Origin of the sequence: Streptomyces sp. 2P-4 (assembly GCF_030167965.1) — a bacterium.
Taxonomy (GTDB): domain Bacteria; phylum Actinomycetota; class Actinomycetes; order Streptomycetales; family Streptomycetaceae; genus Streptomyces; species Streptomyces globosus_A.
In genome coordinates this window covers 3,865,810-3,880,278 of record NZ_CP095011.1, presented here as the reverse complement: position 1 = coordinate 3,880,278, position 14,469 = coordinate 3,865,810, and the positions used below count along the sequence as shown (strand labels likewise).

Below are 14,469 nucleotides of genomic sequence, written 5' to 3'. Positions count from 1 at the left end.
AACCCGTACGCGATGCACATCTTCACCGCCCACGAGGACGACATGGTCTTCGAGGAGCAGTACAACGTCAGCGGCCGGCGGATCTTCCCGTGGCCGGAGGCCGTGGAGGAGCCGGGCTGGGGCGGCGCCTGGGTCGACGTGGCGCCCGGCGCCACGTCGACCGCGCACCTGCACGACGAGAACGAGATGTTCTTCGTCACCGAGGGCAGCGGGCTGATGCGGATCGGCCCGGAGACCCGCCGCGTGCGGGCCGGGGAGACCGTCTTCATCACGCCCGGCCTGGACCACGACCTCACCAACGACGGAGCGGAGCGGCTCCGCTTCATCACCATCTGGTGGGGCGGCTCCGAGGCCGTCGCCCGCGAACGCGCCCGGTGGGCCGCCGAGTTCGGCATCGCGGACCCCGGCGCGGCCGGCCCCGCCGGCACCGCGGACGCCGCGGACGCCGCGGACGGCCCGCGGCCGGACGGGCAGGGCGAGGCATGAGCCCCGTCCTGCACGCCCACGCCGACGCCGTCGTCGTCGGCGGCGGGGTCATCGGCGCGGCCATCGCCCACCGGCTGGCCCTCGCCGGCCTCGGCCGGATCGTCCTGTGCGACCAGGGCCGGGTCAGCGCCCAGGGCGCCACCTCCCGCTCCGGCGGGCTCCTGCGGCTGCACCACACCTCCGCCGCCGACACCCGCCTCGCCGCCCGCAGCCTGCCCGTCTTCGAGCAGTGGGCGGACGTCATCGGCGGCGACTGCGGCTACCGGCGCACCGGCTTCGTGATGATCGTCGGCGAGGAGCACGCCGACGGCCTCCGGCAGAACGCGGCCGCCGCGAGCGACGCGGCCGGCTACCGGCGCACCGAGGTCGTCGACGCCGCCGAGCTGAAGGCCCTCTACCCGGGCCTGCGCACCGAGGGCGTCGGGCTCGCCGCCTACGAGCCGGACGGCGGCTACGCCGACCCCCTCGCCGCCACCGCCGCCCTGCTCGCCGCCGCCTACCGGCTCGGGGTGTCCCCCTCCGAGGGCATCCGCGCCGTGAAGGTCCTGGAGCGCGCGGGCACCGTCACCGGCGTCCTCACCTCCATCGGCCGGATCGACTCCCCGCTGGTGGTCCTGGCCGGCGGGGCGTGGGGCTCGGCGCCCGCCGAGTACCTCGGCATCCACATCCCCGTCACCGCCCGCCGCATCGGCCTCGCGCAGGCCGAACTGCCCGGCGCCGGGCGGCGCGGCTCGGCGGCCTCCGTGCCGACGTGCATCGACGACACCACCGGCAGCTACTTCCGGCCCGACGGCCTGGACCGCTTCTACTTCGGCGTGCCCAGCAAGCCCGACACCGAGCTCGGCCGGGACGTCGAACCGCTCACCGAGTCCGAGCTGGAGGCCGCGATCGCCGCCGTCGCCCACCGGGTTCCGGCCGCGGCCGCCGCCCCGCTCGCCGGCACCCGCTCCGGCCTGGACGGCTACACCCCGGACAAGCGGCCGGTCGTCGGCGCGGCCGGCCCCGACGGCCTCTACCTGGCGCTCGGCTTCAGCGGGGGCGGCTTCAAACTCGCGCCCGCCGTCGCCGAACTCGCCGCCCTGGAGATCACCGAGGGCGGGGCGGTGCCCGGCAAGGCCGTACAGCAGCTGCTGGAGCCGTACCGGCCGCAGCGGTTCCTCGCCGGCCACCCGATCCGCCCGGAGGCCCCGTATGACCACATGTGAGACCGGCCCGGACACCGGGGCGCCCGCGGCGCGGCGGCCGCTGCGGGAGGTGCTCCGCGAGGACGTCGCGACCGTCCTCGACAAGGACCCCGCCGCCCGCTCCCGCGCCGAGGTGCTCCTCTACCCGCACATCCACGCCCTGTGGACGTACCGGATCGCCCACCTGCTGTGGCGCCGCGGCCACCGCGTCAGCGCCCGCGCCCTGTCCCTGCTCGCCCGCGCCGTGTCCGGGATCGAGATCCACCCGGGGGCGCGGATCGGCCGCCGCTTCTTCATCGACCACGGCACCGCCGTCGTCATCGGCGAGACCGTCCGCATCGGCGACGACGTGATGCTGTACCACCAGGTCACGCTGGGCTCCGTCGGCTGGTGGAAGGACCTGCGCCGCCCCACCGGCTCGCGCCGCCACCCCGTCCTCGGCGACCGCGTCGTCATCGGCACCGGCGCCAGCGTGCTGGGCCCCGTCACCGTCGGCGCGGACTCCCGCATCGGCGCCCACTCGGTCGTCCTGGACGACCTGCCGCCGCGCAGCCGCGTCGTCGCCGCCGCCTCCGCGGCCCTCCCGCCCCTCGACACGGCGGCCCCCGCCTCCCCCGCCGTGACCGTCCCCGAAGGAACCCACACGCCATGACCGCGTACGTCGTCACCAGCGCCCCGCCGAACCCGAACGGCGACCTCCACCTCGGCCACCTCTCCGGCCCGTTCCTCGGCGCCGACGTCCTCACCCGCCACCTGCGCCAGCGCGGCCACGACGTCCGCCACGTGGGCTACTCCGACGAGCACTCCTGCTACGTGCCGCGCCGGGCCGCCGAGATCGGCTCCACCGCGTACCCGACGGCGCGGCTGTTCGGCGACCGCATGGAGGAGACGCTCTCGCTGGGCGCCATGCACCACGACTGGTTCACCCGCCCGCTCACCGACCCCGTCCACACCGAGTTCGTCCAGCGCTTCTTCCTCGACCTGTGGGAGTCCGGCGCGCTGGAGGTGCAGGAGCTGCCCGTCTTCCACTGCGGGCCCTGCGACCGCTACCTGTACGAGGCGGAGGTGCGCGGCTGCTGCCAGTTCTGCGCGGAGCCCTCCGACGGCGTCTACTGCGAGGCCTGCGGCCTCCCGCAGGACCCGGCCGGCCTCGCCGACCCGAAGTGCACCGCCTGCCGGACCGCCCCGGCGACGCGCACGCTGCGCCGCATCGTCTTCCCGCTGGAGCAGCGCCGCGGGGAGCTGGCCGCCTACTACGCCGAGGCGCAGGCCCGCGCCGAGTGGCGGCCCCGCCTGGTGGCCTACCTTCAGGGGCTGTTCGCGCGGGGCCCGCTGCCCGACACCCCGATCAGCCGGGAGGCCGGCTACGGCATCCCCGTGCCGCTGCCCGGCTGGGAGGGCCACGTCCTCGACACCTGGTTCAGCGGCATCTGGGGCTACGCGGCCGCCACGGCCCGGCTCTCCGAGGCGAACGGCGACCGCTCGGAGTGGGAGCGGCTGTGGACCGACCCGGAGACCCGGATCGTCAACTTCATCGGCTTCGACTGCTCGTTCTCGCACGCCGTGCTGTGGCCGGCGCTGCTGCTCGCGCGGGGCGGGCTGACGCTGCCGGCGCAGGTGGTGACGAACGAGTTCTACCGGCTGGAGGGCGACAAGTTCTCCACCAGCCGCGGACACGCCATCTGGGGCGGCGAGTTCCTGCGGCGGGTCAACGCGGACGCGCTCCGCTTCCACCTGTGCCTGACCGGGCCCGAGCGGGCGCAGAACAACTTCTCCATGAAGGAGTTCGCCGACACGGTCAGCACGGTGCTGGCGGGCTCCCTGGAGCGGTGGACCGACACCGTGCTCGACCTGCTGGCGCGGGACTTCGACTCGACCGTCCCGGACGGCGCGGACGGCGCGGACGACGGGGATGCCGGGGATACCGGGGATACCGGGGGGCCGGCCGCCGCCGAGCGGGCCGCGCTGCCCGGGCGGATCGCCGACGCCCTCGGCGCGGGGGCCTTCTCCCCGCAGCGTGCGGCCGACGTGCTGGCCACCGCGGTGGAGCGGGCCGACGCCGACCTGCGCGAGCTGGCCCTGCTGCGGGCCTCCGGCCCACGCGCCCGGTACGCGGCACGCCTCGCCGCACACGCCGAACTCCTCGCCGCGGTCGCGGCCACGGCGGCGCCGCTGATGCCGGGCTGGTCGGCGTTCCTCGCCGAGCGGCTGGGCCTGCCGGTCGACCTGGCGACCCGCATGCCGGCCTGGCCGCAGGGCCGCCTGCTGCCCGCGGGCAGTACCCTCCCTGCGTCGGTCCCGCTGTACTTCCACGAACTGTCGTGACCGCCTCCCCCGTGTCCGCGCCCGCCGCCGCCGGTCCGCGGGAGCCGCGGCCCGCCGCGGGCGGCCTCGCGGAAGGACTGCGGCGGACGCTGCTCGGGGTGCTGGGCGCCGGGCTGCTGGTGCTGCCGGGGGTCCTCGGGCCGGTGCCCGCCGCAACCGTGGCGGCGGTGGCCGCCGCCCTGGCCGGCTGGTGCCTGCTCGTCGCCGCCGCGGGCGGCACGGACCGCGGGGGCCCGACCGCGTTCGTCCGGGACCGGCTCGGCCCGCGGGCGGCCCGCGCGGCCACCGCGCTGTACTTCGGCGGCTTCGCCACCGGCCAGGCGGCCGTCGCCCTCGCCGCGGGCGGCTACGCCGCGGCCGGCTTCGCCCCGGCGGGCGACTCCGGCTGGCGGGCCCACCTGGCGGCCGCCGCCGTGCTGGCCGCGGCCGCCTGCCGCGCCTGGCTCAGCCCGCAGGGCCCCTCGCCCGCCGCCCGGCGGCTGCGGCTCGCCTCGGTGGCCGCGGTGGCCGCCGCCTGGTGGGGCCTCGGCGGTCCGCTCCCCGGCTCCGGCGCCACCGGCTGGTGGGCCGCCCTCGCGGCGGTGCCGCTGCTGTTCGGCTGGGTCGGGCTCGAAGGGGCCGTACCGTCCGCGGCCCGCCCCCGCGTGCTGGCCGGCACCCTGCTCGGGCTGGCCGCCGCCGCCGCCCTGTACGCCGTACTGGCCGCCCCGCCCGGCCCGTCCGCGCCGGAGCCGCATCCCGTCGCGGCAGCCGCCCTCGGTGCGGCCGCGGCCGTGCTGTGCTGGTCGTACTGCCGGACCAACCTCCAGGCCGCCGCGGCCCGTTGGACCGAACTCGGCGGCCGGTCCCGACGCGGCGGCGTCCTCGCCGGCGCCGCCCTCGCCCTCGCCTTCCTCGCCGCCGGCGCGGCCGCCGACTGGCCCGCCGCCGTCCTGCTCGCCGGCCCCGGTACCGCAACCGCGGCCCTGTACTGCCTCATCGCCGTGGCGGCCCTGCGCCGCCCCCGTCCCAAGGAGCACACCGCATGACCACCGCCCCTCAGACCGCACCCGCCACCGCCTCCAAGGTGCTGCGCGTACCTCCCGCCGACCCGGCAGCCGCCGCCGCCCACTTCCACCGCCGCTTCACCTTCGAGGCCGACGTCGCCGACGTCCACGCCGACATCGAGTCCGGCGCCCCCGGCTTCGTCCTCGTCGACAGCCGCAGCGCCGAAGCCTGGGCCCAGGGCCACATCCCCGGCGCCGTGCACCTGCCCACCGACGAGATCCCGGCGCGCGCCGCCGACGCCGTACCGCCCGGCAGCACCGTCGTCACCTACTGCTGGGGACCCGGCTGCAACGGCGCGACCCGCGCCGCCCACGCCTTCGCCACCGCCGGCTACCGGGTCAAGGAGATGCTCGGCGGCTACGAGTACTGGTCCCGCGAGGGCTTCCCCGTCGAGGACTCCGCCGGACTGCGCCGCTCCGCCCCCGACCCGCTGACCGCCCCCGCCGCCGAAGGCGCCGCCTGCGGCTGCTGACGCGGACGGCGCGCGCCGGGACGTCAGAGCAGACCCTGCTCGACGGCCCGCTGCCCCAGCTGGAACCGGCTGTGCGCGTCCAGCCTCTCCATCAACTCGGAGATCAGCCGCCGCTCGCTGCGCAGGGAGATCCCCAGCCGGCGGGCGGCGGCCTCGTCGGTGTAGCCCTGCGCCAGCAGCCGCAGCAGTTCGCGCGGCTGCGAACCCGGATCGTCCAGGCTCCGCCGCGGCGGCTCCCCGAACGGCAGCGCCGTCTCCCACACCGAGTCGAACAGGGCGCAGAACGCGGCGACCGCCCCCGGCTCCCGCAGCAGCACCGCGCCCAGCGCACTGTCGGCGGGGTCGATCGGCAGCAGCGCGAACTCCCGGTCGGCGATGACCATCCGCATCGGCAGCGAGGGCACCGTCCGCACCTCGCCGCCCCGTTCGGTCAGCCAGCGCGCGTGCTCCAGGCTGGCCGGGTCGTTGCGGATCGCGTCCTGGTAGACGGTGCGGATCTTCACCCCGCGCGCGATGAGCTCCTCGGTGATCGGCTCGCTGGCCCTGAACTGGGCAGCGGGCACGGGCCCTCCGGGATGGAAGCTGATCGACTCACGGCGGGTGCGGGACGACAGCTCGCTCAGCTTGGCCCGGACGGCCTCGACTCCCAGGAACCGCTCCGCCTCGTGCGCGGGCGGCGCCGGGTGCAGTTCGGCGTACTGCGACAGCAGCGCGCTCGCCGCGGCCTGGCTCTCGGCGAGCGCCCGGTGCCGCTGGGCGATCTCCGCCTGCTGGTGCGCGAGCAGCGAGTCCAGGGCCGCCTTCGGGTTGACGACGCGCAGCCGTCCGTCACTGCGCCAGGAGGGCGCCAGCAGCGACAGCCGGGTCAGCTCCTCCAGGTCGCCGCGTACGTCGTCCTCCGGGCGGCCCAGTTCGGCGGCGGCAGCGGCGACGGCGAGATCCGGCCGTTTGAGGATGAGCCGGTAGAGCGCGTCCGAGCGCTCGGTCAGCCCGAGAGAAACCAACAAAGGGAGCCCCCCAGCTCGCGGTTCGGAGCGGCAGCACGGCTGTTGCACCGACAACGCTGGCGGCAGGATGCGCGGCCCTCCGAGGGCCGATCTTGCACCCAGGATTGTCCATACCAGCCATGGCCCGCACAAACACCGTCCATCACGCGGACAGCACCTGCGGACATACCGTCACCCATCGGCGCGCCGCGGCGGAGAGGGCTGTTGGCAGAGATGTGTCAGAGCGCTTTGTGCCACCGCCGAACCGGCGACAGCGGCCCGCCCGCTCGGCACGATGGCGGCACGCCGGAGCGCAGGATCCGGCCAACCGCCATCATCCCCACGGTCCGATAAGAGGCATCGACACCATGCGCCGCACGCTCGCCACCCTCGCCACCGCCACCGCCGCTGCTCTGATCGCCGTCGCCGGCGTGAACGGCACCGGCCGGGCCTCCGCACCGGAATCCCCCGCGGACCCGGCCCACCGCGTGGTCGCCGAGCCCGGCTGGTCGGCCCCCGCCCCGCGCGACCCGGGCTGGTCCTGACCACACGAAAGCGCCCCGCACGGTCGAAACCGCGCGGGGCGCTCCCCGGCTGTAGGCCATGTCGGACTCGAACCGACAACCAACGGATTAAAAGTCCGCTGCTCTGCCAATTGAGCTAATGGCCCTCACTGCCCACCCCAGAGCATAGCCGGACCGCGCCCGTCAGCCGATCGGGTATCGACCGACCGGCCCCGTCGGATACGGCAAGAGCTGCTCGGCGGCGGGTTCTTGGCGGGTTCCGGGACGGCGACAGGCCCCCGCGGCGGTGCCGTGGGGGCCTGTCGGGCGTTCTCAGTGCCGGGGATCAGCCGTTGCGCTTCCAGCGCGGCTTGTCGTCGCGGCGGCCGCCGAAGGAGCCGGACGGGCGGTTGTCGTCGCGGCGGCCGTACGGGCGGTCGCCGCCACCGGAGCGGAAGCCGCCGGAGGGCCGGTCGTCGCGGCGGAAGCCGCCACGGTCGCCACCACGGTCACCCCGGTCGTCCCGGCGGAACCCACCGCGGTCGCCACCGCGGTCGTCGCGGTTGAAGGACGGGCGGTCGTCGCGGCGGAAGCCGCCACGGTCGCCACCACGGTCACCCCGGTCGTCCCGGCGGAACCCACCGCGGTCGCCACCGCGGTCGTCGCGGTTGAAGGACGGGCGGTCGTCGCGGCGGAAGCCGCCACGGTCGCCACCACGGTCACCCCGGTCGTCCCGGCGGAACCCACCGCGGTCGCCACCGCGGTCGTCGCGGTTGTACGACGGGCGGTCGTCGCGGCGGAAGCCGCCACGGTCGCCACCACGGTCACCCCGGTCGTCCCGGCGGAACCCACCGCGGTCGCCACCGCGGTCGTCGCGGTTGAAGGACGGGCGGTCGTCGCGGCGGAAGCCGCCACGGTCGCCACCACGGTCACCCCGGTCATCACGGCGGAAGCCGCCGCGGTCGCCGCGGTCGCCACCGCGGTCGCCGCGCTCACCGCGGTCGTCGCGGCGCTCGGTGCGCTCCCGGCGCTCCTCGGCCGCCGCGGCGGCGGCGACCTGGGCGGCCACCTCGGCCTGGGCGGCCTCGGCCGCCTCGGCGATCGCGGTGTCCGGGTCCTCGCCGCGCTCGCGGGCGGAGCGGGCGACGAGGCGGTCGGCCTCCTCGCGCAGCTCGGCGGCGCGGCGGGTCATGCGCTCCAGGCGGCGGGTCAGCTCGGCGACCTCGCGCTCGGCCTGCTTGGCGGCGTTGTTCGCGGAGTCGGCCTGGACCTCGGTCAGCGAGCGGGCGCCGGTGATCTCGGCGACCTCCGGGTCGAAGGCGCCGGCGCCCTGCACGATGTGGCGCGAGGCCTCGACGCCGGCGTCCTCCATCAGGCGGAAGATCTGGCGCCGCTGGTGCGGCAGCGCCAGGGAGACGACGACACCGGACTTGCCGGCGCGGGCGGTGCGGCCCGAGCGGTGCAGGTAGTCCTTGTGGTCGCCGGCCGGGTCCACGTTCAGGACCAGGTCGATGCCGTCGACGTGGATGCCGCGGGCGGCGACGTCGGTGGCGACGAGGGCGTTGACGTAGCCGTCCTTGAAGTCGGCGAGGACGCGGGTACGGGCGCCCTGCGTCATGCCGCCGTGCAGCGCGTCCGCCTTCACGCCGGCCTCGACGAGCTGCTCGGCGATGCGGTCGGCGCCCAGCTGGGTGCGGACGAAGATGATGGTGCGGCCCTTGCGGGCGGCGATCGCGGCCGTGACGGGGGCCTTGTCCTTCGGCTTCACGACGAGGACGTGGTGCGACATGGTCGTGACGTTGCCCTGGGCGCTGTCGACCTCGTGGCTGACGGGGTCGGTGAGGTAGCGCTTGACCAGGGTGGAGATCTCGTTCTCCATCGTGGCGGAGAACAGCATGCGCTGGCCGCCGGCCGGGACCTGGTCCAGGAGCTCGGTGACCTCGGGCAGGAAGCCCAGGTCGGACATCTGGTCGGCCTCGTCGAGGACCGCGACCTGGACGTCCTCCAGGGAGCAGGCGCCGCGGTTGATGATGTCGCGCAGGCGGCCCGGGGTGGCGACGAGGATGTCGACGCCGCGCTCCAGGGCGTAGATCTGGTTGCCCATGCTGGTGCCGCCGCAGACGACCTTCATCTTCAGGCCGAGCACGTCGCCGTAGGGCTGGAGGGCGTCCGCGACCTGCATCGCGAGCTCGCGGGTCGGGGTGAGGATGACCGCGCGGGGCTTCTTCTTGTCGGTCGTGCCGCCCGCCAGGCGCGCCAGGGTCGGCAGGCCGAAGGAGAGGGTCTTGCCGGAGCCGGTGCGGCCGCGGCCGAGGATGTCCTTGCCGGCCAGGGCGTCCGGGATGGTCGCGGCCTGGATCGGGAACGGGACGGTGACACCGTTCTGGGCGAGCTTGCGGACGACGCCCTCGGGCAGGCCCAGGTCGGCGAAGGTGGTCTCGGGCTCGTCGTCGGACTCGGCGTCGCGGTCGCCCGCCACGTCGGCCTCGAGGGCCTCGATGATCTCGTCGGCCTCGGCGGCCTCCATGGCCTCCGTCACCACGAGGGCCTCGACGGCGTCCACGATCTCGTGGGAGTCGTTCTCGGGCATGACGGCACGGTCAGAACTGGAAATGGACATGCGAAATGCGAAACCTTCCGGAGTCTCGGCACGCGCCCAAACTCCGTGAATCGCAATTCGACCGCCTCAATGCGGTCAGCCACGGCTAGGGAGAAACGCGCCACGCGGCGCGCTTCGGATCGGCGCCGGGCAATGGGATCAAACGATCTATAACCATACGCACCTCCTGGGGGGTCTGGCAAGTCGTTCTCGTCCGATCCGTCCTGACCTGGGGAGATCGGCCCGCGGGGCCGCCGCGGCGACGCCTCAGCCGCTGGGCGAGGGCGTCGGCTCGGGCTGCGGCGGAGTGGGCGTGGGGGCCGGGGGTGTGTGGGGCGGCTCCGGGGTCGGCGACTGCGCCGGCGGCGTGGGCTTCGCCCCGCCGGAACCGCCGGAGCCGCCGGAACCGCCGGAACCACCGCTTCCGCCGGGGCCCGGAGGCGGCTCCTGGGGTCCCTGCCCGCCCGCACCGCCCCCCGGCCCGGCCGACGGCGACGGCGCCCCGGGCCGCCCCGCCGGCGCATCCGGGCTGGCCGAAGCCCCCGTCGCGCCCGACGCCTTGCCGTCCTCGCCTGGCTTGCCCGCCTGGACCCCCGCGGAGGCCCTGCCGCCCTGCCCCGCCTCGTGGGACCCCGCCCCCCGCCGGGACGCGGCACCCCGGCCCGCCTCGGCGGCCTGCTTGCCGCCCGGCGAGGCGGACGGCCCCGGCTTCGCGGCGTCCCCGCCGACGCTCATGCAGCCCGCCGTGGCCGCGACCGCGAGCGCGGTGACGGCCAGGCGGAGGGAAGCGGACAACTGGCGCACGGTGCACCTCCGGGTGGGCGGTCAGAGTCCGCGGTGAGCGGGTCGATGTGCCCAACTCCCTTTGCCCCGCAAGGGACACGCCCCGGACGGACACCCGCCGGGAACCGGCCGCCCGCCTGCGACCCGGCCCGCCGAAGGCGCCCGGCCCCGCGCCCGCGTCTCCCTCAGCCCCACAGCCCGGCCGCCGCCTGCGACCCCAGCGCCACCGCCCCGAACCCGACCAGCACCGAGCCCGCCGCGTTCGCCGCGGCCGGCCCGCACCGCCTCCGCTCCGCCAGGCGCAGCGTCTCGTACGAGAACGTCGAGTACGTGCTCAGCGCCCCGCACAGCCCCGTCCCCAGCAGCAGCTGCCACCCCTCCGAAGCCGCCCCCGCCAGCACCGCCCCCGTCAGCAGCCCGAGCAGCAGGCAGGCGGCCGCGTTCACCGCGAACGTCCCCCACGGGAACACCGAGTCGTGCCGCGCCTGCACCGCCCGGTCCGCCAGGTACCGCAGCGGCGCCCCGACGGCCGCACCCGCCGCCACCAGCAGCCAGTTCACCCGCGGCCTCCGCCCACCGCGCGCCGCGTCACCGAGGCCGCCGCCCACACCGCGCCGAGCGCCGCCGCGAGCGTGGCCCCGGCGTACGCCGCCGCGCGCCCTGCCTCGCCCGCCGCCCACAGCCGGGTGAAGTCCCCCGCGTACGTGGAGAACGTGGTGAACCCGCCGAGCACACCGGTCCCCGCGAACGGCCGCAGCAGCGGGTGCGGCGGCGTCCGCCCGCCCTCGGCGATCAGGACCATCAGCACCCCGATCAGCGCACTGCCGGCCGCGTTCGTCCAGAACACCGCCCACGGGAAGCCCGCCTGGCCCGCAGGCCACAGCAGCGCCAGCCCGTACCGGGCCGACGCCCCCAGGGCGCCGCCCGCAGCGACCGCCGCGAGGACCGGCCCCAGCGGCTCGGCGCGCTGCGCCGGCACGTGCAGGTCGACGTCCGGGTCGACCGGGCCGACCACCGGGCGGACCCGGCCGGCGCCGTCCCCGGCCGGACCGCTCACCCGTAGCCCAGGGCGTGCAGCCGGGCATCGTCGATGCCGAAGTGGTGGGCGATCTCGTGGACCACGGTGATCTCCGTCTCCGCGATCACGTCCTCCCGGTCCTCGCACATCCGCAGGGTCGGGTTGCGGTAGACGGTGATCCGGTCCGGCAGCACGCCCGCGTACCACTCACCGCGCTCCGTCAGCGGAGTCCCCTCGTAGAGGCCGAGCAGCTCCGGGTCGTCCGCGGGCGGCTCGTCCTCGACGAACACCGCCACGTTGTCCATCAGCCGCGTCAGCTCCGGCGGGATGCGGTCCAGGGCCTCGGCGACGAGCTCCTCGAACTCCTCGCGTGTCATCTCCAGCACCCGGTCATTGTCCCTCCGCACCGGGCGCACGCAGCCTGCCGGGGGAAACCGTTTTGGCGTTACCTCCCCGCATCCCATATGCTTCTCACGTCCCCGACGCGCTGGAAAGCGCCCCGGCGGGCCTTTAGCCCTCATCGTCTAGTGGCCCAGGACGCCGCCCTTTCAAGGCGGTAGCACGGGTTCGAATCCCGTTGGGGGTACGCATTACCGTGTGCAAGACTTGTCTCGCACACTGCATGGTCCTGTGGAGCAGTTGGTTAGCTCGCCACCCTGTCAAGGTGGAGGTCGCGGGTTCAAGTCCCGTCAGGATCGCTGAGGCCGGAAACGGTCTCGTGGCTGGGTAGCTCAGTTGGTACGAGCGATCGCCTGAAAAGCGATAGGTCGCCGGTTCGACCCCGGCCCCAGCCACAAAAGGAAGGCCCCGTCCACCGGACGGGGCCTTCCGCGTCATTCCCGCGCCTCCGCCGGCTCCGGCGCGCCCTCCCCGGCAGCCGCGGCCGGGCCGCCGCGCAGCCGGCGCACCAGCACCACCGCGAGGGCCCCCGCCGCGGCCACGCCGAGCAGCACCGCGTCCGGCACCGCGCCCGCGATCTCCCGCACCCGCTGCTCCACCGCGAACGAATCGTCCACGTCCAGCAGCCCCGGCAGCGCGCTCGCCCCGTCGTACGCCAGGAACAGCGCCCCCAGCAGGACGAAGAACAGCCCCGAAAGCAGCGACGTGCTGTGCACCTCGAGCCGCCCCAGGCGGACGGGCCGGCCGCGCAGCAGGCGCCGCCGCCCCAGGTCGAAGCGCTCCCACAGCAGGGCCAGCACGAAGAGCGGCACGGCCATCCCCAGCGCGTACACCGCGAGCAGCAGCCCCCCGTAGACCGGGCTGCCGCCGAGGGCCGCCACCGTCAGCACGCTCCCCAGGATCGGCCCGGCGCAGAAGCCGGCCAGCCCGTACACGGCGCCCAGCGCGTACACCGACAGCGCGGTCGTCGGCCGGATCCGCCCCGACAGCTCCGAGAGCCGCCGCGGCGCGAAGCCCCTGCCGAGGACCTGCGCGATGCCCAGCGCGATGATCAGCCAGCCGCCCGCCAGGACGAGGGCGTCCCGGTGGCCGTGGAAGAACCGGCCGGCCGTCGAGGACGCCGCGCCGAGCGGGACGAGGGTCGTGGCCAGGCCCGCGTAGAAGATCCCGGTCCGCGCCAGCAGCCGGGACGGGGAGTCGATCGAGTACGCGAAGAACGCCGGCAGCAGCAGCGCGCTGCACGGGCTGAGCAGCGCCAGCAGCCCGCCGAGCAGGGCGGCCAGGTAGCCGATGCCCGTCACCGGGCCGCCTCCGCCTTCGCCCCGTCGATCACCGCGGCGAAGGCGCCGTACGGCTGGGCGCCGGCGATCGGGCGGCCGTTGACCAGGAAGGACGGGGTCGAGGCGACGCCGATGCGGCTCCCCTCCTCCCGGTCCCGGGCCAGCGCCGCCGCGGCTGCCTCGCCGGCCATGTCCCGGGAGAAGCGCTCCAGGTCGGGGACGCCGGCCTCGCGGGCCAGCTCCAGCAGGCGCTCCGCGCCGAAGCCCTTCTCCTTGGCGCCGGGCGCGTACGCGGCGGCATGGAACTGCTGGAAGCGGTCCTGCTGCCCGGCGGCCCAGGCAGCCTTCGCCGCGGCCTCGGACTCCTCGCCGAAGATCGGGAAGTTGCGCCACTCGATGCGCAGCGTGCCGTCCTCGACGTACTTGCGGATCAGCTCGGGCTCGGTGTCCCGGGCGAACTTGCCGCAGTAGCCGCACTTGAAGTCGGAGTACTCGATCAGCACGACCGGGGCGTCCTGCCGGCCGACGGCGAGCCGGTCGCCGGCCTCGCGGCGCGCGAGCTTCAGCAGCTCGGCGCGGGCGCCGGAGTCCTCGGACCGCGGCTGCGACACCGCGCCGCCGCCCCGCGCCGGGCGGTCGTCGGGGGCGGTGGCCTGCCAGGACGCCAGCCCCAGCGCGGCCGCGGCGAGGACGACGCCCGCGCAGGCCAGCACCGTCTTGCCGGTGGAGCGGGAGGAGGGTCGGGAAGGGCGGGTGGAGGAAGGCATACGGGTGCTCCGGACGAGGTGGTGGACAGGGAGGGCGGCAGTCCGGCCGCTCGGGCCGGGCGGGCGTCCTCCTACACCCGCATCACGGAGAGCTCCAGCGGCCCGGGAGCGGGCCGGTCGGGGGCGCGCGCCCCGCCCGGCGGCCCGGACACGGCGCAGGCGGCGGGCGGCGCGCAGCCGGGGAGGGGGCGGGCGCAGCCGGCGAGGACGTGGTCGGCCTGCGCGCCGGCGCGGGCCGGCACGGCCGGCACCCGCTCGGGCCCCGCGGGCCCCGGCCCGCACCACGGCCCCCGCCCGGAAGCGTCGGCATCGGCCCGCTGCCGGGCGGCTGAGGCCCGTACGGCCTCGGCCCCGTCGCCGGCGCCGGCGGACACCCGCCCGGCACCGTCCGCGGAGGCCCGGTCGAAGGCCCGGTCGAAGGCCCGGCCGGAGGGAGCCGGACCGGCCGCCTGCCCGGCGGGCGCCGCGCCTCCCGCGACCACGCAGAACAGCGCCAGCAGCGCCGCGAGCAGCACGCCGCCCGCGCACCGGTGCGCGCTGCTCGGCATACGTGGGGCCTCTCACGCGGGAAGGGACGGGGGATCGTCCCGAAATGGTACGGCTCCCCCCGACAAATGCGT

General features: G+C 76.0%; 15 protein-coding genes and 4 tRNA genes. 10 read left to right on the top strand and 9 right to left on the bottom strand.

The window, feature by feature from the left end:
• Positions 1–12 precede the first annotated feature (12 nt).
• Genes MUK52_RS17150 through MUK52_RS17125 form a run of 6 tightly spaced genes read left to right on the top strand, consistent with a single transcriptional unit; the run spans position 13 to position 5,514 of the window.
• Positions 13–486: a cupin domain-containing protein gene (locus MUK52_RS17150; protein ID WP_284578003.1), complete on the top strand. Its 474-nt coding sequence runs from the start codon at positions 13–15 to the stop codon at positions 484–486.
• Positions 483–1,691, top strand: coding sequence for an NAD(P)/FAD-dependent oxidoreductase (locus tag MUK52_RS17145; RefSeq protein WP_284578002.1), 1,209 nt, complete (start codon positions 483–485; stop codon positions 1,689–1,691). Before MUK52_RS17150 ends, MUK52_RS17145 begins: the two co-directional genes overlap by 4 nt.
• The gene (epsC, locus tag MUK52_RS17140) at positions 1,678–2,322 is read left to right on the top strand and encodes a serine O-acetyltransferase EpsC (RefSeq protein ID WP_284578001.1); all 645 of its coding nucleotides are present in this window, start codon (positions 1,678–1,680) and stop codon (positions 2,320–2,322) included. The genes MUK52_RS17145 and epsC overlap by 14 nt, the downstream gene beginning before the upstream one ends.
• Positions 2,319–3,995, top strand: coding sequence for a class I tRNA ligase family protein (locus tag MUK52_RS17135; RefSeq protein WP_284578000.1), 1,677 nt, complete (start codon positions 2,319–2,321; stop codon positions 3,993–3,995). The genes epsC and MUK52_RS17135 overlap by 4 nt, the downstream gene beginning before the upstream one ends.
• Positions 3,992–5,023, top strand: a complete 1,032-nt coding sequence (locus MUK52_RS17130; RefSeq protein WP_284577999.1) for a hypothetical protein — start codon at positions 3,992–3,994, stop codon at positions 5,021–5,023. The genes MUK52_RS17135 and MUK52_RS17130 overlap by 4 nt, the downstream gene beginning before the upstream one ends.
• Positions 5,020–5,514, top strand: coding sequence for a rhodanese-like domain-containing protein (locus tag MUK52_RS17125; protein WP_114058192.1), 495 nt, complete (start codon positions 5,020–5,022; stop codon positions 5,512–5,514). The genes MUK52_RS17130 and MUK52_RS17125 overlap by 4 nt, the downstream gene beginning before the upstream one ends.
• Before the next feature lie 23 nt (positions 5,515–5,537).
• Here the strand turns inward: MUK52_RS17125 and MUK52_RS17120 are convergent, their stop codons facing one another.
• Positions 5,538–6,521: a helix-turn-helix transcriptional regulator gene (locus MUK52_RS17120; protein ID WP_162793315.1), complete on the bottom strand. Its 984-nt coding sequence runs from the start codon at positions 6,519–6,521 to the stop codon at positions 5,538–5,540.
• A gap of 347 nt (positions 6,522–6,868) precedes the next feature.
• Between MUK52_RS17120 and MUK52_RS17115 the strand changes: the two genes are divergently transcribed.
• Complete coding sequence (locus MUK52_RS17115; RefSeq protein WP_162793316.1) at positions 6,869–7,045, top strand: hypothetical protein; 177 nt, start codon at positions 6,869–6,871, stop codon at positions 7,043–7,045.
• A gap of 52 nt (positions 7,046–7,097) precedes the next feature.
• On the opposite strand, the gene MUK52_RS17110 is transcribed toward MUK52_RS17115, so the two are convergent.
• The 5 genes from MUK52_RS17110 to MUK52_RS17090 form a co-directional block, all read right to left on the bottom strand.
• Positions 7,098–7,170: transfer RNA gene (locus tag MUK52_RS17110), tRNA-Lys, on the bottom strand.
• A gap of 179 nt (positions 7,171–7,349) precedes the next feature.
• Complete coding sequence (locus MUK52_RS17105) at positions 7,350–9,623, bottom strand: DEAD/DEAH box helicase (RefSeq protein WP_284577998.1); 2,274 nt, start codon at positions 9,621–9,623, stop codon at positions 7,350–7,352.
• 947 nt (positions 9,624–10,570) lie between these two features.
• Positions 10,571–10,945, bottom strand: a complete 375-nt coding sequence (gene crcB / locus MUK52_RS17100; protein WP_284577996.1) for a fluoride efflux transporter CrcB — start codon at positions 10,943–10,945, stop codon at positions 10,571–10,573.
• The gene (locus MUK52_RS17095; protein WP_246042739.1) at positions 10,942–11,442 is read right to left on the bottom strand and encodes a fluoride efflux transporter FluC; all 501 of its coding nucleotides are present in this window, start codon (positions 11,440–11,442) and stop codon (positions 10,942–10,944) included. The genes crcB and MUK52_RS17095 overlap by 4 nt, the downstream gene beginning before the upstream one ends.
• Positions 11,439–11,789 (bottom strand): metallopeptidase family protein, encoded by a 351-nt coding sequence (locus MUK52_RS17090; RefSeq protein ID WP_216827118.1) that lies wholly within the window; start codon positions 11,787–11,789, stop codon positions 11,439–11,441. The genes MUK52_RS17095 and MUK52_RS17090 overlap by 4 nt, the downstream gene beginning before the upstream one ends.
• Before the next feature lie 127 nt (positions 11,790–11,916).
• Here MUK52_RS17090 and MUK52_RS17085 point away from each other — a divergent pair.
• The 3 genes from MUK52_RS17085 to MUK52_RS17075 all read left to right on the top strand — a co-directional run bounded on the left by MUK52_RS17085 (position 11,917) and on the right by MUK52_RS17075 (position 12,197).
• Positions 11,917–11,989 (top strand) — tRNA-Glu (locus MUK52_RS17085).
• Positions 11,990–12,027: 38 nt separating this feature from the next.
• A tRNA-Asp gene (locus tag MUK52_RS17080) sits at positions 12,028–12,101 on the top strand.
• Positions 12,102–12,123: 22 nt separating this feature from the next.
• Positions 12,124–12,197, top strand: a tRNA-Phe gene (locus MUK52_RS17075).
• Positions 12,198–12,236: 39 nt separating this feature from the next.
• Here MUK52_RS17075 and MUK52_RS17070 read toward each other — a convergent pair.
• The 3 genes from MUK52_RS17070 to MUK52_RS17060 all read right to left on the bottom strand — a co-directional run bounded on the left by MUK52_RS17070 (position 12,237) and on the right by MUK52_RS17060 (position 14,397).
• Positions 12,237–13,103: a cytochrome c biogenesis CcdA family protein gene (locus MUK52_RS17070; RefSeq protein ID WP_284577991.1), complete on the bottom strand. Its 867-nt coding sequence runs from the start codon at positions 13,101–13,103 to the stop codon at positions 12,237–12,239.
• Entirely contained in the window at positions 13,100–13,849 is a 750-nt protein-coding gene (locus tag MUK52_RS17065) for a DsbA family protein (RefSeq protein WP_114058198.1), read from the bottom strand. Before MUK52_RS17065 ends, MUK52_RS17070 begins: the two co-directional genes overlap by 4 nt.
• A gap of 71 nt (positions 13,850–13,920) precedes the next feature.
• Entirely contained in the window at positions 13,921–14,397 is a 477-nt protein-coding gene (locus tag MUK52_RS17060) for a hypothetical protein (RefSeq protein ID WP_284577988.1), read from the bottom strand.
• Positions 14,398–14,469: the final 72 nt, after the last annotated feature.

What these genes read in the sequence shown, in the direction of transcription:
- MUK52_RS17150 (WP_284578003.1), top strand. Translation starts at nt 13, where the DNA reads ATGCACATCTTCACCGCCCACGAGGACGACATGGTCTTCGAGGAGCAG.
- MUK52_RS17145 (WP_284578002.1), top strand. Translation starts at nt 483, where the DNA reads ATGAGCCCCGTCCTGCACGCCCACGCCGACGCCGTCGTCGTCGGCGGC.
- epsC (WP_284578001.1), top strand. Translation starts at nt 1,678, where the DNA reads ATGACCACATGTGAGACCGGCCCGGACACCGGGGCGCCCGCGGCGCGG.
- MUK52_RS17135 (WP_284578000.1), top strand. Translation starts at nt 2,319, where the DNA reads ATGACCGCGTACGTCGTCACCAGCGCCCCGCCGAACCCGAACGGCGAC.
- MUK52_RS17125 (WP_114058192.1), top strand. Translation starts at nt 5,020, where the DNA reads ATGACCACCGCCCCTCAGACCGCACCCGCCACCGCCTCCAAGGTGCTG.
- MUK52_RS17115 (WP_162793316.1), top strand. Translation starts at nt 6,869, where the DNA reads ATGCGCCGCACGCTCGCCACCCTCGCCACCGCCACCGCCGCTGCTCTG.
- MUK52_RS17105 (WP_284577998.1), bottom strand. Translation starts at nt 9,623, where the DNA reads ATGTCCATTTCCAGTTCTGACCGTGCCGTCATGCCCGAGAACGACTCC.
- MUK52_RS17065 (WP_114058198.1), bottom strand. Translation starts at nt 13,849, where the DNA reads ATGCCTTCCTCCACCCGCCCTTCCCGACCCTCCTCCCGCTCCACCGGC.
- MUK52_RS17060 (WP_284577988.1), bottom strand. Translation starts at nt 14,397, where the DNA reads ATGCCGAGCAGCGCGCACCGGTGCGCGGGCGGCGTGCTGCTCGCGGCG.